Here is a 19,480-nt window from a genome sequence, read left to right as displayed (position 1 = left end):
CGTCAAGCATGGCGTCAACTCAGGCTTGCAGTATTTTCTGTAAAACATCCCGTGAATCAAACGCGGCGCGTCGCAAGCGGTCATTCACGCCCAGCCATTCTTTATCCTGTGGTATCGCTTCAACCAGAATCAGATCAGCATGGGTATGATCCAGTTCACGCAAACCGGCATACAAATCATGTGCATAACCAGCCGCATCTGCCGGTAACTGCCGCACTGCCAGCGCCACGATTCCGGGATGCGACTGGTAACAGAGCAATGCGATCGTTTTCCCTTTTGCCTGCAATTGCGCAGCAACATTATCCAACTCAGCAAGCGCTACCAGCACCACCGGTGTTTGCGGCGCGTAATGGGCATCGAGGGTGCCGGAAGCACGCGGTGCAGCGGCGTCCGGGCTGGCAGGTGTCACGCCTAGCACTTTGGCTAGCTGGGCAGAACCGATCTGCCCCGGGCGCAGCAATACCGGGCCATGTGTCGCCAAGCGGCTCAGATCAACGATCGTCGATTCAATTCCTACCTCACTCTGACCACCGTCAAGCACCGCGGCAATCAGGCCGCCAGGCAAAATTTCCTGGTCAAATTCCTCGGTCACATGCTGTGCCAGCGTCGGGCTGACATGACCAAATTTGTTTGCCGAAGGGGCAGCAACGCCGCCTTTGCCGTTTTTAAAAGCAAGCAATAATTGTTGCGCCACAGGATGCGAAGGACAGCGTATGCCAACTGTATCCTGTCCGCCGGAAACCGCATCCGGAATATGATCGGCACGTTTTAAAATCAGCGTCAACGGTCCCGGCCAGAATGCTGCAATCAACTGATCTGCTTCATGCGGAATATCTTTTGCCCAATAACGGATATCGGCACCGGGAGCAACATGCACGATCACAGGATGATCCGATGGACGTCCCTTGGCTTTATAAATATCAGCGACTGCAGCCGGGTTTTCAGCGTCGGCCCCGAGCCCGTAGACGGTTTCAGTCGGAAATGCGACCAGACGACCAGCCTCCAGCGCCTGCGCTGCCGTGACAATTGCGTCGGGTGTTGATACCACTACATTCATGCCTGCTCCGGTGCTGCCAGACCTAAAATGCCGCAGGCTTGATGCAATGCTGCCCGCGCTTGTTCCATCGTTGGCGCAACGAAAGTGATGTGTCCCATCTTGCGCCCGCGCCGTGCTTCCGCCTTACCATACAAGTGCAAGTGAGCGCCCGGTATTGCGAGTATCTGATCCCAGGCGGGTTCACGTGGCGTGTCGCTGCCGCCGCTGAACCAGACATCGCCAAGAATATTCAGCATCGCTGCAGGTGAATGCTGACGCACATCGCCCAACGGCAACTGTGCGAGCGCACGAACCTGCTGTTCAAACTGGCTGCTGACGCAGGCATCAATGGTGTAATGGCCGCTGTTATGCGGACGCGGTGCCATTTCATTCACGACCAGAGTGCCATCGGTCAGCACAAAAAATTCGATGCACAGCACGCCGACGTAGCCCAGCTCTTCTATGATCGTCAACGCGGCTTTTTGCGCAGCATCAGCGACATCGGCAGACACGCTCGGGCTCGGCGCCAGCGTCGTGAACAGGATGCCATCGCGATGCACGTTTTCGGCGATAGGGTAAACCACGGCCTGACCATCGACACCTCGTGCGACCAGAACAGAAATTTCGTAGGCGAGTGGCAGCATTTTTTCAAGCACGCAGGCCTGACCGCGCATGCTGATAAAAGCTGCCGCCAGTTCTTCGCGATTACGGACACGCGCCTGACCTTTGCCGTCGTAACCAAGACGCACGGTTTTTAAAATACCAGGCAACAAATCATCTTTCGCGCTGGTCACGTCTTCCTTACGCGAAATACCCCAGTGCGGCGTCGGGAAAATACCGGTACGCAGACTGCAACGGGTGAAAAAGCGTTTTTCTATCAGCCGGTCTTGCGCAATCGACACGCAATCGCCGGAAGGAGACACGAAACCGTCGTAAGCCAGTTCCTTCATGCTATCCGCGGGGACGTTTTCAAATTCAGTCGAAATATGTTTCGTCAACGCCAGCAAGGCCTTCAGACCTTCGGGGCTATCGTAGTCTGCCTGTACATGATGTTCAGCAACTTGCGCTGCAGGGCAGCCAGCCTCAGGCTCCAGCACGGCAACCTTGTAACCCATCGCCTGCGCGGCATGCGCGAACATGCGACCCAGCTGACCGCCGCCCATAATGCCGAGACAGCTTTTTTCTGTATTGGGTAACAGGGCTTGTCGAGGACGTACTTGTTTGTCGATATTCATGATGTCTGTCTGAAAGTGACGCGATGACTGAGCATCGCCAACGATTACGAGAATAAGGCAGGAGAAATCATATACTCCCCCCTGAAAATGCAAAAAACCAGCTAATGTCGGCAAAAACACAGGGGGTTTAAAAATACTCCCCCGGAGTATATAAAACGACTGATGCTGCTGACTAAGGTCAGTCTGATTAAATGGCCCGATTAGACTGAATAACCTGAGCGAAGCGACTTACTTCCATCAGCTATCCACAAATTAAGCAAAAAAAATAACTGGGTCAAAACGCTGGGCGAGAGAAATTATCTCTGACAAACTTTCCCTCGCCGCAGCTCTGATGATGAGCAATGGCTATGCTTGCTGCTATTCAGACGGGCAACACCATATCGCGTGCGACTTGCGTCTGTCTGACACGAAAATCGATCAGCTTTTGCGCTAATGCCTCATCGGTTGTCGCCAGCATTGCGACTGCTGCCAGCGCTGCATTCGCCGCCCCGGCTTCACCGATCGCAAAGGTCGCTACCGGTATGCCTTTTGGCATCTGCACGATCGACAGCAATGAATCCTCGCCACGCAGATATTTGGATGGCACAGGCACTCCAAAGACTGGCACGATGGTTTTTGCTGCGATCATGCCAGGCAAATGCGCCGCGCCGCCAGCGCCGGCGATAATCGCACGGATGCCGCGTTCGCGCGCTGTCTCGGCATAGCTGAACATTTCATCCGGCATGCGGTGTGCCGACACCACCTGCGCTTCAAACGGAATACCGAATTCCTTCAGAATCGCGACGGCGTTTTGCATCACGTCCCAATCAGAAGAGGAACCCATCACGACACCCACTAGGACTTTATTCGCTTGCGTCATGTTATGCCTTCAAAGTCTCGCCAGTCAGACGCTCCAGCGCTTCACGGTATTTTGCCGCGGTCTTCTGGATCACTTCTTCCGGTAATGCCGGTGCCGGCGCAGTTTTATTCCAGCTGGTAATTGTTTCCAGATAATCGCGTACAAATTGTTTGTCAAACGACGGTGGGGAAATGCCGGTTGCGTACGAATCCGCAGGCCAGAAACGGGAGGAATCTGCCGTCAGCACTTCATCCATCAGGTGCAAGACACCATTATCATCCAGACCGAATTCAAACTTCGTATCAGCGATGATGATGCCGCGCGTTGCCGCATAGTCTGCCGCTTCAGTGTACAACTGTATGCTGATGTCGCGGATTTTCGCGGCCAGTTCTTTACCGATTAATTCTTCTGTTTTTGCAAAGCTGATGTTCTCATCATGCTCGCCCATTTCCGCTTTCGCCGCAGGTGTAAAAATCGGTGCTGGCAGTTTGGCTGCTTGCGGCAAACCGGCAGGCAGGCTAATGCCGCAAATCGCGCCGGTGTCCTGATAATCCTTCCAGCCGGAACCGATGATATAACCACGCACCACTGCTTCCACCATAATCGGTTTCAGGCGCTTCGCGACGACCGCGCGGCCGCGTACCTGCGCTACTTCATCGGCAGCCACCACACTCTCAGGTGCGATACCGGTCAGATGATTCGGCACGATGTGACCGAGCTTTTCAAACCAGAAATTTGCCATCTGATTCAAGACGCGGCCTTTATCCGGAATCGGTTCGTTCATGATGACGTCGAATGCAGATAAGCGATCGCTGGTTACGATCAGCAATTTATCGTCACCAACAGCGTAGTTATCACGAACTTTGCCACGACCTAACAATGGCAGCGAATGAAGAGTGGAATTAATTTGGGTAGTCATGATTTTTTCAGCACCTCACGGCGCAACAATTTTGATTCAGCAAAAATGCGCAGGGCGCATACTCTGCGCCCTGAGATACGACGTCAGCTTAGTTGACGATCTGCGACAATGCGCCTTTTTTGTATTGCTCGGCCACTTTTTCGAGCGCCATAGGTTTGATTTTCGCAGCCTGACCTTCGCAGCCGAAAGACAGATAACGCGCCTTGCACACCAGTTTTGCAGCTTCGCGTGCTGGTTTCAGGTAATCACGTGGATCAAATTTGCCCGGATTTTCGAACATATAGCGGCGAATCGCCCCTGTCATCGCCAAACGGATGTCGGTGTCGATATTAATTTTGCGCACGCCGTTCTGAATACCGATGACGATTTCTTCTACCGGCACGCCGTAAGTTTCTTTCATGTCGCCACCGAACTGACGAATTTCTTCGAGTAATTCTTGTGGTACGGAAGAAGAACCATGCATCACCAGATGAGTGTTAGGAATGCGTGCGTGGATTTCTTTGATGCGATCGATCGCCAGAATATCGCCGGTTGGCTTACGGGAAAATTTATACGCGCCGTGGGAAGTACCAATCGCAATCGCGAGCGCATCACATTGGGTTTGTTTGACGAAATCAGCGGCTTGCTGCACGTCAGTCAGCAATTGTTCGCGCGTCATTTTGCCGTCGGCACCGTGGCCATCTTCCTTGTCGCCCATCATGGTTTCGAGTGAACCGAGCACGCCGAGTTCGGCTTCGACTGTCACACCGATGGAATGAGAAAATTTAACCACTTCGCGCGACACTTCCACGTTGTATTCGTAGCTGGCAACCGATTTACCGTCCTCCATCAATGAGCCATCCATCATCACGGAAGTGAAGCCAGATTTAATCGCAGCCATACAGACGGCTGGCGATTGTCCGTGATCCTGATGCATGACCACAGGAATATGCGGATACGCTTCAACCGCAGCTTCAATCAGATGGCGCAGAAATGCTTCACCGGCATACTTGCGGGCACCGGCAGAAGCTTGCATGATCACAGGAGCGCCAACTTCATTGGCGGCTTCCATAATCGCGGTAACTTGTTCCAGATTATTGACGTTGAACGCTGGCAGACCGTAGCCGTTTTCGGCGGCGTGGTCCAGCAATTGACGCATGGATACGAGAGGCATAATAAACTCCAGAAGTACTATTAAAAAATTTAACCTGGCAAACTCAGTTGTCGCCGACTTTCACTATTTTCATTGCGTTCGTGCCGCCGACCTGCCCCATAGGTTCGCCCCAGGTCACGACGATCTTATCGCCCTGACTGACAAATCCTTTTTTCAGCAATACAGCTTCTGCCGCTTTCAACACCGCATCGCGATCGGTTGAATACGGCGAATTGAAGGTACTGACATTGCGGTACAGCGCGACTTTACGCTGGGTGACAATACTCGGTGTCAGCGCAAACAAAGGCACATTAATACTGTGGCGGCTCATCCATAAAGCCGTCGAGCCAGACTCTGTTAAAGCAACGATGGCTTTAACGCCCAGATGATGCGCGGTAAACAACGCACCATACGCAATCGACTGATCAATACGGGTGAACGCCAAATTCATAAAATCGGAATCAAGCTTGGACTCCTGAAATTTCTCGGCATCAAGACAAATGGCCGACATGGCTTCCACTGTCTCGACCGGATATTTACCTGAAGCCGTTTCGGCCGATGCCATCACGGCATCAGTGCCATCCAGTACAGCATTGGCGACGTCGGATACTTCCGCACGCGTCGGCACCGCATTCACGATCATGGATTCCATCATCTGGGTCGCGGTAATCGCCAGTTTATTTGATGCGCGCGCCATCTTGATCATGCGTTTTTGCAACGCAGGCACAGCGGCATTGCCGACTTCAACAGCCAGATCACCGCGCGCCACCATGATGCCATCAGATGCATCGAGAATTTCCTGCAACGCCGGGATCGCCTCTGAACGCTCAATCTTGGCAATCATCATCGGCTTGTGATTATAGGCTTCACCAGCAATATTCGATAAATGCCGCGCCATTTCCATATCCGTCGCATTTTTTGGAAAAGACACGGCAACATAATCAGCCTGAAAAGACATCGCTGTCTTGATGTCCTCCATGTCTTTGACCGTCAACGCAGGTGCCGTCAGACCACCGCCCTGACGATTGATTCCCTTGTTGTTCGACAGCTCACCGCCAATCTTCACAACGGTATGAATCTCGTTGCCGATAATCCGTTCAACCTGCAACACGATCAAGCCGTCGTTGAGCAGCAAAATATCAGCAGCACGTACATCGCGTGGCAAGGCTTTATAGTCCAGGCCGACACGCTCCTGGTTACCGATGCTGCAATCGGCATCCAGAATGAATTTATCGCCGTCAGCAACCACAATGCGCGTATTTTCAAACTTGCCGATACGGATTTTAGGTCCCTGCAAGTCTGCCATGATGGCTACTTCACAACCACATTCAGCCGCGGCCTGACGCACCATCGCGGCACGGTCTATGTGATCCTGCGCCTTACCGTGAGAAAAATTCAGGCGCACAACATTCACGCCCGCCTTAATCATGCGTTTGAGGGTTGCCACATCGTTAGACGCGGGGCCTATGGTGGCGACGATCTTGGTTGCACGCAGCATCTGGTCTCCTGAATTATTTTTTATAAGATGAAGCTAAACGATGATCAAGCTTTGCAGCAAAGAACCCTTATTTTGCCGCGCGTTGCAACAGTATCTCAACCGCAGGCAAAGTCTTGCCTTCCAAAAACTCGAGGAAAGCACCACCGCCAGTGGAGATATAACCAACGCGATCAGCAATGTGGTACTTCGCAATCGCCGCCAGTGTATCGCCACCACCGGCAATCGAGAATCCGGCAGAATCCGCAATGGCCTGCGCCAATACCTTCGTACCGTTACCAAACTGATCAAATTCAAACACGCCGACCGGACCGTTCCAGACGATAGTGCCGGCTTTTTTGATTTGCTCTGCCAGCAGCGCTGCGGTCACCGGACCAATATCCAGAATCATGTCGTCATCAGCGACATCAGCAACGGCTTTTACCGTTGCCGCAGCTGTCGGGGAAAACTCTTTTGCACACACGACATCGGTAGGAATAGGCACGGAAGCACCACGTTTTGCCATCATGTCGATGATGGCTTTTGCTTCATCAACCAGATCAGCCTCTGCCAGCGATTTACCGATTTTCAGGCCAGAGGCGAGCATAAAGGTATTGGCAATACCGCCACCGACAATCAGGTTATCGACTTTATCTGCCAGGGATTTGAGGATAGTCAGCTTACTGGAGACTTTGGAGCCGGCCACAATCGCAACCAATGGGCGCGCCGGATGGCCCAACGCCTTGCCCAATGCATCTAACTCTGCGGACAACAAAGGACCTGCACAGGCAATCGGCGCAAATTTTGCAATGCCGTGCGTTGTTGCTTCGGCGCGATGTGCGGTACCAAACGCATCGTTCACGTATACGTCGCACAATGCTGCCATTTTCTGCGCCAGCGCATCGTCATTTTTCTTTTCGCCTTTGTTAACGCGGCAGTTTTCCAGTAATACCACCTGGCCAGGAGCGACATCAACGCCATCTACCCAGTTTTGCTTCAGCGTCACAGGCACACCCAGCAATTCGGACAAGCGCACGGCAACGGGTGCCAGCGTATCTTCAGGTTTGAATTCACCTTCAGTCGGACGTCCGAGATGAGACGTCACCATCACTGCCGCCCCGGCTTGCAATGCTTGAGCTATCGCAGGCACCGAAGCACGGATACGCGTATCTTCGGTGATATTACCGTTGTCATCTTGTGGCACATTGAGATCGGCACGGATAAAAACACGTTTGCCTTGAAGCTGATTAGCTGCGATCAGATCGCTGAGTCGGTTGAATTGCATCGTAGTCTATGGGGGCAAGGTTAAAAAGCAGTCTTCCGGCCAGCGCAGCCAACAGCAACCAGGTATTTCTTCACTGTTGCCTGTTTGAATCGATGCTGACGCGGATTAAACCGCTATTTTACCAAAGCCCCAGCGCCTGCCACAGCGTTTTCCGGTCTAATTGCATCCATACCAGTGACGCATGTTGAAATTCACATATAAAGCCGTGCCAGCGTGAATACCAGCATGCCAAAAATGATGGTTTGCAGCATATCTTTGCGAATCAGAAAAAAGACGGTAGCGAGCACTCCGGCGATCAGTCGGGGATTATGCCAACTGACATCCAGTTGCGCGTTAGTCAGCAATAAATCCGGAACGATGATGGCAGCCAGCGCGCAGGCAGGCGCATAGCGCAGGGCTTCCTGTACACGCTTAGGTAATTGAATCCGATTCCCAGCCAGCCAGAAACTGCTTCTGGCGATAAATGTTGCCAGAAACAATAAAAAAATAACCCTCCAAATATCAGCGGCGCTCATCGATTACCCTCTCTATCGTGTCGGTCGCGACGTGATTCGCGCCATTCATCGACCAACATCGCCGCCCCCATGCCAGCAATAACAGCAATTAACAACCCCAGCTTATATGGCATCGCAAATGCAAGTAGTGCCACAACACTGGCAACCAATACCCCGACTATCGCGGCATGGTTCATCATCAACGGCAACATGATGCAGAGAATTGCCAGCGTGCCTGCGAATCCCAGCCCCCAACTCGCTGGCACCTGACTACCTAACAGAACACCAATCACGGAACCGAGTTGCCAGGAAGCCCAGTTAGGGAAGATCAGTCCTTTCAGATAGGCAAGCTTCCCTTTTGCATCTGCGAACTCAGGAAAACGTTGAATAAACAAAGTGACAGAAAAATCGCCGGATAAATACCCGAGCCACGCGCGGGTGCGCCACGGCAGGTGGGAAAAATGCGGTGACAAGAGCGCTGAAAAAATCACAAACCGCAAATTCACTACCAAGGCAGTCACAAAAATCACCCATAACGGCGCATGCGCCGCAATCAGTGGCAACGACGATAATTGTGCAGAACCGGCGAAGACGATCAGCGTCATTCCCAAGGCTTGTGGAACACTCAGCCCCGCCTTAATCATGGCAACGCCGACCACCAGTCCCCATGCACCGACACCGAACCAGGTGGGTGCCCCCACTTTCAGCGCGGCTTTGGTAGCGGCTTGATCAGATTCAAATGACATGAGATTTTTTGCAATAGAAAAGTCCGCGATTTTACCGTCGAATCAAAAAGCACGCTGATCAGGCGACAGCAAGCGGCAGGAATCCGTTAAAATTCTCGTCTGGCGTTTTAACTTTATGGAATCATCATGACCACATCTAACACCGCGAATAACGTTGTCGAGCTGCAAGCCAAAGATTTGCCTGCCTATTGCCCTAATCCTGCGATGCCGCTCTGGTCTTCACATCCACGCGTTTTCCTGGATCTGTCGCATGGCGGCTCAGCAACCTGCTCATACTGCGGTACGCAATATAAATTAGCGCCTGGTACTGTCCTCAAAGGGCATTGATCAGCACCACTAGCTATGTCAGCCAAAAAGCAATTTAACGGTAGTGCAGATGAAGCCGAGGCAGCATTTTATGCTGCCCTTGCCCGCGCCGATCTCGACGCACTGATGGCGCTATGGGCCGATGACGAAGAAATCGTCTGCATTCACCCCGGTGCTGCGCGCCTGATAGGGCATGCAGCAATACGCGCATCTTTTGAGGCTATCTTTGAAAGGGGCAGTGTACAGATTCATCCGACACAATTGCATGCTACGCATACGATGGCGACAGCTGTGCACAGCGTGATTGAACAAGTCACGAAAACCAGCGACGCGATGCCGGAAGTTCACATATTGGCGACTAACGTTTATCTCAAAACACCGCATGGCTGGCGCATCACCATGCATCATGCGTCAGTTGCTGCAGGCAAAGCACCACTGGATTTATTTAAAGCCAGTGTTCTGCATTAAAACGTGATGAGATATCTGGCTCCTGCATGGCTACCCGGTGGTCATCTGCAAACAATTTATCCGGCCACATGCATCAGCAAGCCAGCGGTCAGCTTCCGCCGTGAACGGTGGGACACTCCCGACAATGATTTCATTGACGTTGATTTTATCGATGGCAAAGCTGGGCAACCATTTGTTGTCTTGTTTCATGGGCTGGAAGGATCGAGTGACAGCCACTACGCACGTGCATTGATGGCGGCTGTTCAGGCGCGCGGCTGGTCGGGGGCAATTCCGCATTTCCGAGGATGTTCAGGAGAACTGAATCAGGCGCCACGTTTTTATCATTCTGGCGATGCCGAAGAAATTAACTGGATCATTCGTCGCTTGCATGCCCAGCATTCCAAAACCAACGCAGCTGCGCCCTTCTTTGCCGCTGGCGTCTCGCTAGGTGGAAATGCCTTATTACGCTGGATCGGTGAATCGCAACAACAGGCGGCCATCGTTCACGCCGCCTGCGCAGTTTCTGCACCGTTGGATCTGGCGCAAGGCGGCGCATCCTTATCCAGCGGCATCAACATGCTTTACACCCGCATGTTTTTAAAAACCTTGAAGCCGAAATGTTTACGCAAGCTGGAGCAATTTCCGGGCTTATTCGACAGTAATCGCTTACTTGAAGCAAAAAATTTATACGAATTTGATAATGTCGTCACTGCGCCGTTACATGGCTATCTGGATACAGATGATTACTGGCACAGAGCCAGCGCAAAACACGTGCTGAACGACATCACTATTCCTACGTTGGTGCTGAACGCAAAAAATGATCCGTTTCTGCCCGGACGATATTTACCATTGAAGGCAGCGAAGTGCGTGCAACTCGACTACCCTGATCGTGGTGGGCATGTTGGTTTCGTCAGCGGAAAAATTCCAGGGCAACTGGATTGGTTACCACAAAAAATCCTTCACTTTTTTGACAAGGCGACACATGGATGACATCGTCAAAGCAGCAATGGCAAAGTGGCCCGATGTGCCCGATTGTTACGGCTGGTTAGCTTTGGATGCGCGCGGCAACTGGCGCATGCGCGATGCACGATGCCAGGCGCTGAACCTGCCGGGCGACATCATCCGCCATCCTGCATTGATCAACTTCATCAACCGCAACTACACCGTTGATGAACGCGGCTGCTGGTTTTTTCAGAATGGGCCTCAACGAGTATATGTTGATTTGGAAACGACGCCGTATATTTTACGTACAGGCATACTGGGTATGCAGACACAAACGTCTGAAGCATTTACTGACATTGACCATGCATATATAGTTGAAGAAGGAAATATAGTATTCAGGTCTGGTCATCGGCTGGCGCAAATCGACGATAGAGATTTAGTCGAAGTATTACCTTATATTTGGAGCGGAACAAAGCCGGCTGATGACGAAATGCTTATCAGCTATCTGGATGAATGCAGTAATCCAATCGATCTCATGTTGCATTACAAAGAACTGAATATGCCTTTAAAAAAAGGCAAACTACAAAATTTACGCCAACTTTGCGGTATCCAGGCTCATCCTAGACCTGATGTCTAAAATTACAAACAACTTACTAGGCGCAAAAACATCGCAATAAAATTCAACTTACTGATGAACTCAAAAGCACCGTTACTCCATAAGAAATTTCTATTACTAATAAGAACTGAATTCAGCAATCACACAAGTCATTCCGATTGACGCTCACAAACCAAAACAATACTGGAACATAAATCTGGATATTGTTGCCCGAGTTGATAACATCCCTCAAGATACTCAGCAGATATTACATCAGTCGCCAATAAGCGATCCCATTGAAAATTAGCCAAAGCTTTAAAAAATACACCTGTACGGTGAACAACTCGAAAACCTGCCTCAACAACGTCTCTTTCCATTGTGTCAAGTGAATACGTTCGCCGATGCCCATGTACTTCTTCGGCTGGCGTGACCGCAGCATTATGAGAAATCAATCCCATTTTGACAGCAATTTGTCGTGAAGGAGCATTGGCATTCGGACATGCCAATAAAAAGCGCCCACGATCTGCAAGCCATTCATTATTGACACGCTTCAAAACACGAACGGGATCATCAAGATGCTCCAACACATGTGTCATGACTATATTTTCAAATTTTTCAGGTAATACAAGACTTTCAAAAGTGGAATGAATTATCTTGGCACGACCTTCTACACGCTTTTCTGCCGCGTTAATCGCATCTTCTGAAGCTTCCACGCATGTAAGAGAAGAAAAATGTTCAAGCAAACGCGAGCTAAAAGCCCCCTGATAGCTCCCCAACTCCAGCATTTTCCCAACTTTAAAAAAAGGGGAAAATGTCCGGATCATGAATGGATGCATCACATCGAAGTCAAAGCTGTAGGCGTACTGCCTTTCTTGAACATCCTGTGTCTCTTGATTGTAATTTCTCGTCATAAATTGCCATTTTCAAATTTTTCTTGCAATGCTAGTCTCATCGTCTCGGTGCCGTTGTGCTCGCTTACCATGAAAAATCCAGCCTTAATGTACAAATTTCTCGCAGCGACATTCTCACTAGCGACTTCCAGCTCAATTTTCTCAAATCGCTGATCACGAACATAATTGATCGCAGCTGTAAGCAAGGCATCAGCCACCCCTTGCCCCTGAGCCGCAGGTATGACACTGACGCTAGTGATAAAGGCATTTGTACGAGCAAGATCATTGGTATAGCAAGCTAGCAGCGCAGATAACTCTCCGCCGATCCACACCTCAAATCTGGTAGCACGCAAGGCTATTTTTTCCGCATACTCCAATAAATCAACCCGGGTGTTTAACGGAGGTATGAAACAACGATCACAAGCATGTAAATGCGCCAACACCTGCATAACCGTTGACCCATTTATAGATAATTGCAAGTGCTCGTCAGAGTTCAAGTTGCGCTATTCCAAATCCAAATTTACCAAATTGGTTGCCGTTATATGCCAAGTAAATTTTTTCATCACATTGGAAAATATGCGGGTAACATTGCATGTCACTATCCCACTCTCCAGCAGCACCTGGCAAAGGGCAAGCCTGATCATCTCGTTCCCAGGTTTGTAAATCATCTGACCAAGCATGACCGAGACGGTAACCACGTGCCTTATTAGTACGAAAGTCAGTCGCCTCACGATAACAAAAAAACATATGATATCGAGAGGCTATTTGCAAAACTGTTGGTAATGCCTGGCATTCGTCTTCCCCTAAAATATCAGGAATAATCTGGTACCCGCCGTCTTTATGCCAGTTAATGCCATCATCTGAAACAGCATGTCCAATCTTGTATATGCGCTCAGGTGCTACGCTATCACTGTAGCGCTTCCAGTTTCGACCAAAAATGTACCACATATGAAACTGACCATTATTTTTTAGTACAAAACCATCACCAATCAGACAAGCCTCGTGTAATGAACTACTCAAAATTGGGCCATCACCTACACGCTGAAAAGTTAAACCATCATCTCGACTAATAGCAATTCCAATTCCTGTTTCGACGGAAACAGCCACTCGCCGACTCCAACCGCAGGTATAAGCATAAATTTCTTTCCCCACCCTTAGCACATTCATAGGGAAAATACCATGTTCATCAAAGCATCCTAGTTTCCCGGAGGCGATCACGTCGTCACTGGAAATACGCAAAACATTGTTCAGCGTTTTGTCCATATCTACAAACGCAATCTTGCTGAGAAATTTTCCTGATGCATCTTCTACGCGAGTTGAAAAATAAATCCTGACAAAGTCGTCAAATATCAAAGTTTGTGGCGACTGAGCAAATCCGATTCCATTATCAACAATATGATGTTGCGTAGGATCAAAAATTTTTCCTAATTTACGCCATCTCATGTCTCACCCTAGTATTCCATCTAACTCCGCCATACCAAAACCAAATTTTCCGACTTGGTCCCCAAGATAAAACATATAGATTTTTCCATCTAGTTCGAAAACATGTGGGTAACTGACCATTTCAGCATCCCAGCCATGATCGGAAACATTGATCCCAGCTTTTTCGTCATCTCTGGTCCAGTTAATCAAATTTTCACTTGATGCATAACCAATCCGGTATCCAAACTCTTTACTTCGATAATTTTCACTATGCCTGTAACAAAAAAACATATGGTATTTCCCATTCGAGAAAATCACATCCGGACTTGCCTGAGCCTCGTCGTCCTCAATACGGCTCTCAATCAGATCACGATTATTTTTATCCCAATTTAAACCATCGTCAGACACTGCCATACGGATTTTATAGACGGGCTCGGGTCTGCCTGCAACGATCTTCCACTTGGTTCCAGCAATATAAAATAGATACCAACGGCCATTAAAATAACGGATTTTGGGTCCACTAATGACAAATGGTTCATGAAGGGAATATCCCAACACAGGACCTGATCCTATTTTTTGAAAATTCGCCCCGTCATCACTCTCGGCACAACCAATCGCTACATTGAAAGGAACAGATTCACAGCGGGTCCATCCTGCATAGTAGGCAACATAACCCTGATTTTTTTTTATGACAGATACTGGATAAATACCGAATTCGTCGAAAGCACCGACATCTCCCATTGGAAGTATCGGTTGATCCGAAACGCGGACAATTTTATATAAATTGTTTCTGTCCAGATCGACGAAAGCAGAATGGCTGACATACTGCCCGTTCACATCTGGTAATGGCCTACAAGAAAAATAGACTCTGACGACATCATCCAGGATAAGCGTTGATGGTGCTTGTGCAAACTCCTTCAGCCAATCCAGGCCAATCACTTGCTGAGGAGTAAATATCTTACCTTTTTTGATCCATTGGAACATAGTTATATCAACTCAAACTCTGTTGGTAACTGAGACATCAGGCTGTCTCTGGAATTAAACATTAAAACATCAATTATTGATAACCATGGCAGAAAATCGGCACCGAATTGTGTATAAGAAGGATAACGAGATTGAAGAAAATGCAGTGCAATTCCTTGCTCTATAAATGCAACTTTGCTGTACAAAGCGATACCACCAATAGGATTGATATATTGCGTTGCCTGTAAGTCTCTGCAGACTGATATAACACGATCTTGACTGCTGAGCTGAGGTTGACTTTCAAAGTCTGAAGAAGTCAAAATACGTGTTGAAATTTCTAAGTAGTGGCATATAACTTTTATGGATGCAGAGAGAAACTGAAATAAATTTTTTTCTTTGCTACTTAAAATTTCTTGCAGCAAAGGTTGCACGGCAGAGAAATATGGCGCTTTTTTGTATGCAGCCTCAAATTGCCGATACAGTTTTTTTCCATCAAATTCGTCAGAGATTAAACGGTCGGCAATGTAAGTTTGGTCAGATGCATTTTTGAGTGGCAAAGAAAAAATTACTTCCTGATTATCGCGTAACATCCGGTTCCTGTTGATCCAACCTTTTTTTGTGTATTTGATATTATCATAAAGAACAAATATATCGACAGAGCTAATCAGTTGAAAATAACCGACATAAGGCAAAAAATATGGCTGCATTATCCCGACTTTCACATCTGTTCTCCCAACAATTTTTAGCTCATTATGAATCATAGGTAAGCAAGAACATAAACGAAGTTTATATCCCTATCTTTTTTCGTTTTTCATCAACAAGTTCTTCTTTATGTAAAACCGACCATTCTCGTTCACGTGCATCAATGACGGATTGCTCGTAATACTGAGCATCCTTTTCAAGTCTTGCGATATTCAGTTGTTGCATCGCAGCCCTCCAATTCGCCTGAATTGCATATGCTTCCGCCAAGGCGATATGTTGCAATGCTTGCTTACCTTGGATTTCGTACACTTTCGCCAGCAGATTCTGTAGTTTTGCATCTTGGCGATATAAAACGAGCTGATCCCGCAAATAGCTTTCTGCCTGCCCTACTTTTTGTGCGGCAAGCAAAGCCCCCACATATTGATACACGAGTCCTCGTGACAAAGGAAGTTGCTCTATCGATTTTTCGGCTTCACGAATCGCGTAATCATATTTTTTTTCAGCTATAGCGATCTCAATTGAAAGGCTACTGAATACACTGCTACGAGTCAAAATGGGCTGTAATACTGGATTCTTTTCGACTTGTTTTTTAGCGTCAGAGTATAAACTGTCTGCTTTCAGATAATCTAATTGTTTTAGCGCGATAAAAGCTAAGCCATATTTAGCCGCAATTTTATCCTCAACTCTTTCTGACTTCATTTGCAAATCAAATGCAAGCTTACTATCCAGTAAGCCTTGTATTGTCGGATCCTGCAACACCCGGATCCGCGCTTTCATCAAAAAAAAGTCGAGGCTGTCAGGAATTTGCTTATACCGCTGATCCAGGACTCGCGTCTGAATATCTGCAATACGCTCGCTGGTTAAAGGATGACTGCGCAGATAAGCTGGTACATTGTCATTGTAATTGCGTGTAGAAGCCTGTAACCGGCCAAAAAAACTGACCATACCATTTGCATCAAAACCTGAGTCACGCAAAATCTGAAAACCTATACGATCAGCTTCTCGCTCCGCCTCACGACTAAAGTTGAGTTGTTTTTGTATTGCCAAACCTTGGCCGCCTGCAGCCAGTGCAATGGCGGCATCTGGACTGGAGCGCGAGGCGAGGACGGCTAACGCTAATGCGGCTAAGGGGATGAGCGCATCATACTTTTGACTGCTCAGCATTCTTGCTATATGACGTTGAGCGACATGGCCAATTTCATGACCCATGACAGAAGCAAGCTCAGACTCTGACTGTGATGCAAGTATTAATCCAGAATGAAAACCGATAAATCCACCAGGAAACGCAAATGCATTCAGCACAGGATCTCGTACAGCAAAGAATTCAAAATCATAACGCTGCTCACCGCGCGCGTCAGGGCTGGCATCCAGCAATTTATCGCCAAGCCGGTTCAAGTATTCGGACACAGGACCATCATCAATATAGTCTGGATCCCGCCGAACAACATTCATAATCTGCTCGCCCAACTTACGTTCCGCGAGTGGTGATAATTCTTCGCGTGCAGTATCTCCTAAGGTAGGAAGGTTCTGCGCTACCGCTAGCTCCGAGCATATTGAGGAAGTACAACAAAGTGTTGTGGCCAGCAGAATTTGCATGAAACGTAAACGCAACACATTTTTTTTCGTTGCGATCGCACTATGATGCTGCACTGCTGGATATACTCCGAACATCTTCAACTGATCTCCTCACGCTATGACAACAGAAACTACAGCAACTGGCCTGACCCATTTTGATGAAACAGGACAGGCACATATGGTCGATGTTATAGAAAAACAAGATACACATCGCGTGGCAATTGCCAGTGGCGCTATTCGCATGCGCCCTGAAACACTTGCCATCATACAATCGGGTAATGCAAAGAAAGGTGATGTGCTCGGAATTTCCCGCATTGCCGCCATCATGGGCGCAAAACGTACCAGCGATCTGATTCCTTTGTGCCATCCTCTGGCTCTGACTAAGGTTGCTGTCGATTTTAACATTATGGAAGAAAAAGCAACGATAAGCTGTACCGCACAAGTTGAAACGTTTGGTAAAACTGGCGTGGAAATGGAAGCATTAACAGCAGTACAAATTGGTCTATTGACAATTTATGATATGTGTAAGGCCGTTGATCGCGGAATGGTGATGAGCGATATACGTGTTATGGAGAAGCATGGGGGCAAATCTGGCGACTGGATCAGTCTGATTGATGATGCTGGGGAAAACTAGTTCAGCTTGCGTTTTCCCCAGCGTGCTGTTGCGCTACTCATTTGGTCAAAGTTATTTTTACCGATCATGTGAATACCAGTAAAAATGACCGCCCACAGTTTCTTTCTCCATTAACGGATGAATCCAAAGAACATCTGGTTCTGGTGACATTGGGTCAATAGAAAATTTATGGTGAGTTACGTGGCAGCATTTTTTTAAACACATTCATATATCGCGGATCCATTGCTGCTTTAGCGCGCCAGTAGTCGAAATATTCCGGGTAACCATCTGGATGCAAGCGTTGTAATGTCCGCATTACCTGAATAGCTTGATCTTGCCGGCCATTCAAAACACACACCTCTGCTAGTTTGTTTAAATTATGCATAAAACCAAACCGGTACGTAGCACTCTCTATAAAAGCAATTTCATCATCATGCATCCCTTCTGTGGGAACGATACTCATCAATTTAAAATAATCGTAAAACTGAGGAAATATGGTGATAGCAGGTTGCTGTAACGATTTCTGATTTTTAGCCCCCTCAGATCTTAATACATCAAATGCCTGCACTACTCGACGATAATCTAAGCTCAAAACCACGATAAGCGCCAATGTAATCAATGCTCCACTGACAACCAACACTGAAGGTAACACCACGCCGTTTGCCGGCCAGCGATTTTGTTGCAGCATACCCATTAGCGTAGCGACAGGTAACAAAATATAGGCATACCAAAGTGGAAACTCCACCATGCTATGCACCATGACTGCCAATAAGCAAAAGCTGGCAAAACGCACAGCCAAACTTTGCCCGCTCAAAACGCATGTCTGGTATACCCACCAGGATAGAAACGCCAATAGGATAATAGTAAACGGCCAGCCCATTTCTGCTGCAAGATTCAACACCACATTATGACTGTGTTCAGCATAAGTAGATGAGGGGAAATTAGCGGCAATACGCACCTGTTCCTCCCCAAAACCAAACCATCCAATCCCTACCCAAGGGTGATGCGATGCGATATACCATGCTTGTTGCCACAAAGCAGCGCGCTCTGAACGAACACCACCAATGCGCTCAATCACAGAGCCGCCCTGCCATCCTAATAATCCAACAATATGAGACTCAAAAAATACGAGAAAAAAATAGACACATACATAGCCCAACAAAATAGCGCCGGGAACAGTCTTAGGATGTTCATCTTTACGCAATAAGAGGAGAGCATAGGCTGGAATGATAATCCAACCTATGCGTGATTGCGTCATGACCAGACCGAGCAACAACATGATTGCACTGATAACAGTCAGTATGTTGGATAAACGCTGTACTCGATATAAAAAAATTATACCCGCCAAGCCAAAGCAAAGTATTAATGCAAGCTGATTAGGCTGCGCAATATTGCCGTAAGGACGAGGAAAAATCGTTGTTTTCCCCATGTACATTACGACAGGTGCCAAAGACAGCCCAGAAACCTGAAGAATTTGAATGACCACAGACAACAGGCTGGCGATAAAAAATGCACTCGCCATCATCAGCACCAAATGATCCCTCTCCTTTCTACTCTGAGAGAGAGACGTACCAATCACAGTGGCTAAAGCAGCAAGAAAAAAATAAGCTACTGGCAATAATAAATCTGCCCAAGATTGATGCTGAAAAAACAAATATTGAATCAACATCAATAAAGGAAAGCACAGAAACAATTTTGTTATTGCATGTCCATGCCAGGAAAATGCATTTTCCCTCGCTAATATGGCCGCCGCCACAATGAAGGAAACGATGATTGCCACATCATTCACGTAGGAACGAAGTGGATGTAGATGGTAAGGAATCAGAAATGAACTTACCACGCCCATAGCCAGTAGCAATATGGGGA

General features: G+C 48.2%; 21 protein-coding genes. 5 read left to right on the top strand and 16 right to left on the bottom strand.

Annotated features, from left to right (window positions below; translation table 11 throughout):
• Positions 1-19: 19 nt before the first annotated feature.
• The 9 genes from H8K38_RS17695 to H8K38_RS17655 form a co-directional block, all read right to left on the bottom strand.
• Complete coding sequence (locus tag H8K38_RS17695; protein ID WP_186886173.1) at positions 20-1,057, bottom strand: L-threonylcarbamoyladenylate synthase; 1,038 nt, start codon at positions 1,055-1,057, stop codon at positions 20-22.
• On the bottom strand, positions 1,054-2,271 hold the full coding sequence (locus H8K38_RS17690; RefSeq protein WP_186886172.1) for a 5-(carboxyamino)imidazole ribonucleotide synthase: 1,218 nt from the start codon (positions 2,269-2,271) through the stop codon (positions 1,054-1,056). The genes H8K38_RS17695 and H8K38_RS17690 overlap by 4 nt, the downstream gene beginning before the upstream one ends.
• A 361-nt stretch (positions 2,272-2,632) precedes the next feature.
• Positions 2,633-3,130, bottom strand: coding sequence for a 5-(carboxyamino)imidazole ribonucleotide mutase (gene purE, locus H8K38_RS17685; RefSeq protein WP_186886171.1), 498 nt, complete (start codon positions 3,128-3,130; stop codon positions 2,633-2,635).
• 1 nt (position 3,131) lies between these two features.
• Complete coding sequence (locus tag H8K38_RS17680) at positions 3,132-4,028, bottom strand: phosphoribosylaminoimidazolesuccinocarboxamide synthase (protein ID WP_186886170.1); 897 nt, start codon at positions 4,026-4,028, stop codon at positions 3,132-3,134.
• An 88-nt stretch (positions 4,029-4,116) separates the two neighbouring features.
• Positions 4,117-5,181: a class II fructose-bisphosphate aldolase gene (gene fba / locus H8K38_RS17675; RefSeq protein ID WP_186886169.1), complete on the bottom strand. Its 1,065-nt coding sequence runs from the start codon at positions 5,179-5,181 to the stop codon at positions 4,117-4,119.
• A gap of 43 nt (positions 5,182-5,224) precedes the next feature.
• Positions 5,225-6,658, bottom strand: a complete 1,434-nt coding sequence (gene pyk / locus H8K38_RS17670) for a pyruvate kinase (protein WP_186886168.1) — start codon at positions 6,656-6,658, stop codon at positions 5,225-5,227.
• A gap of 67 nt (positions 6,659-6,725) precedes the next feature.
• Complete coding sequence (locus H8K38_RS17665) at positions 6,726-7,919, bottom strand: phosphoglycerate kinase (protein ID WP_186886167.1); 1,194 nt, start codon at positions 7,917-7,919, stop codon at positions 6,726-6,728.
• A 191-nt stretch (positions 7,920-8,110) separates the two neighbouring features.
• The gene (locus H8K38_RS17660; RefSeq protein WP_186886166.1) at positions 8,111-8,434 is read right to left on the bottom strand and encodes an AzlD domain-containing protein; all 324 of its coding nucleotides are present in this window, start codon (positions 8,432-8,434) and stop codon (positions 8,111-8,113) included.
• Complete coding sequence (locus tag H8K38_RS17655) at positions 8,431-9,159, bottom strand: AzlC family ABC transporter permease (RefSeq protein ID WP_186886165.1); 729 nt, start codon at positions 9,157-9,159, stop codon at positions 8,431-8,433. Before H8K38_RS17655 ends, H8K38_RS17660 begins: the two co-directional genes overlap by 4 nt.
• Positions 9,160-9,285: 126 nt before the next feature.
• On the opposite strand from H8K38_RS17655, the gene H8K38_RS17650 reads away from it, so the two are divergent.
• Genes H8K38_RS17650 through H8K38_RS17635 form a run of 4 tightly spaced genes read left to right on the top strand, consistent with a single transcriptional unit; the run spans position 9,286 to position 11,491 of the window.
• Complete coding sequence (locus H8K38_RS17650; RefSeq protein WP_186886164.1) at positions 9,286-9,486, top strand: zinc-finger domain-containing protein; 201 nt, start codon at positions 9,286-9,288, stop codon at positions 9,484-9,486.
• A gap of 15 nt (positions 9,487-9,501) precedes the next feature.
• Positions 9,502-9,933, top strand: coding sequence for a nuclear transport factor 2 family protein (locus tag H8K38_RS17645; protein ID WP_186886163.1), 432 nt, complete (start codon positions 9,502-9,504; stop codon positions 9,931-9,933).
• Positions 9,934-9,939: 6 nt separating this feature from the next.
• Positions 9,940-10,902, top strand: coding sequence for a YheT family hydrolase (locus tag H8K38_RS17640; RefSeq protein WP_186886190.1), 963 nt, complete (start codon positions 9,940-9,942; stop codon positions 10,900-10,902).
• Positions 10,895-11,491 carry a DUF2946 family protein gene (locus H8K38_RS17635; protein WP_186886162.1) on the top strand — a complete coding sequence of 199 codons (597 nt, stop codon included), beginning with the start codon at positions 10,895-10,897 and terminating at the stop codon, positions 11,489-11,491. The genes H8K38_RS17640 and H8K38_RS17635 overlap by 8 nt, the downstream gene beginning before the upstream one ends.
• Before the next feature lie 128 nt (positions 11,492-11,619).
• Here H8K38_RS17635 and H8K38_RS17630 read toward each other — a convergent pair whose 3' ends face one another.
• Genes H8K38_RS17630 through H8K38_RS17605 form a run of 6 tightly spaced genes read right to left on the bottom strand, consistent with a single transcriptional unit; the run spans position 11,620 to position 17,097 of the window.
• A complete protein-coding gene (locus tag H8K38_RS17630) occupies positions 11,620-12,360 on the bottom strand; it encodes a bifunctional 2-polyprenyl-6-hydroxyphenol methylase/3-demethylubiquinol 3-O-methyltransferase UbiG (protein WP_186886161.1) in 741 nt (246 codons plus the stop codon).
• Positions 12,357-12,836 carry a GNAT family N-acetyltransferase gene (locus H8K38_RS17625; protein ID WP_186886160.1) on the bottom strand — a complete coding sequence of 160 codons (480 nt, stop codon included), beginning with the start codon at positions 12,834-12,836 and terminating at the stop codon, positions 12,357-12,359. Before H8K38_RS17625 ends, H8K38_RS17630 begins: the two co-directional genes overlap by 4 nt.
• Positions 12,826-13,782: a hypothetical protein gene (locus tag H8K38_RS17620; protein ID WP_186886159.1), complete on the bottom strand. Its 957-nt coding sequence runs from the start codon at positions 13,780-13,782 to the stop codon at positions 12,826-12,828. Before H8K38_RS17620 ends, H8K38_RS17625 begins: the two co-directional genes overlap by 11 nt.
• A 3-nt stretch (positions 13,783-13,785) precedes the next feature.
• The gene (locus tag H8K38_RS17615) at positions 13,786-14,745 is read right to left on the bottom strand and encodes a glycosylase (protein ID WP_186886158.1); all 960 of its coding nucleotides are present in this window, start codon (positions 14,743-14,745) and stop codon (positions 13,786-13,788) included.
• Positions 14,746-14,747: 2 nt separating this feature from the next.
• Positions 14,748-15,485 carry a WbqC family protein gene (locus H8K38_RS17610; protein ID WP_222610910.1) on the bottom strand — a complete coding sequence of 246 codons (738 nt, stop codon included), beginning with the start codon at positions 15,483-15,485 and terminating at the stop codon, positions 14,748-14,750.
• A gap of 25 nt (positions 15,486-15,510) precedes the next feature.
• The gene (locus tag H8K38_RS17605) at positions 15,511-17,097 is read right to left on the bottom strand and encodes a M48 family metalloprotease (protein ID WP_255423067.1); all 1,587 of its coding nucleotides are present in this window, start codon (positions 17,095-17,097) and stop codon (positions 15,511-15,513) included.
• A gap of 22 nt (positions 17,098-17,119) precedes the next feature.
• Between H8K38_RS17605 and moaC the strand changes: the two genes are divergently transcribed.
• Positions 17,120-17,635, top strand: a complete 516-nt coding sequence (gene moaC, locus H8K38_RS17600) for a cyclic pyranopterin monophosphate synthase MoaC (protein WP_186886157.1) — start codon at positions 17,120-17,122, stop codon at positions 17,633-17,635.
• A gap of 166 nt (positions 17,636-17,801) precedes the next feature.
• Here the strand turns inward: moaC and H8K38_RS17595 are convergent, their stop codons facing one another.
• Positions 17,802-19,394 (bottom strand): O-antigen ligase family protein, encoded by a 1,593-nt coding sequence (locus H8K38_RS17595; protein ID WP_186886156.1) that lies wholly within the window; start codon positions 19,392-19,394, stop codon positions 17,802-17,804.
• Positions 19,395-19,480: the final 86 nt, after the last annotated feature.

Origin of the sequence: Undibacterium sp. FT79W (genome assembly GCF_014284215.1) — a bacterium.
Classification (GTDB): Bacteria; Pseudomonadota; Gammaproteobacteria; order Burkholderiales; family Burkholderiaceae_D; genus Undibacterium; species Undibacterium aquatile.
Note: the sequence above shows the minus strand (reverse complement) of the source record. Positions and strands in the feature narration are given on the sequence as shown.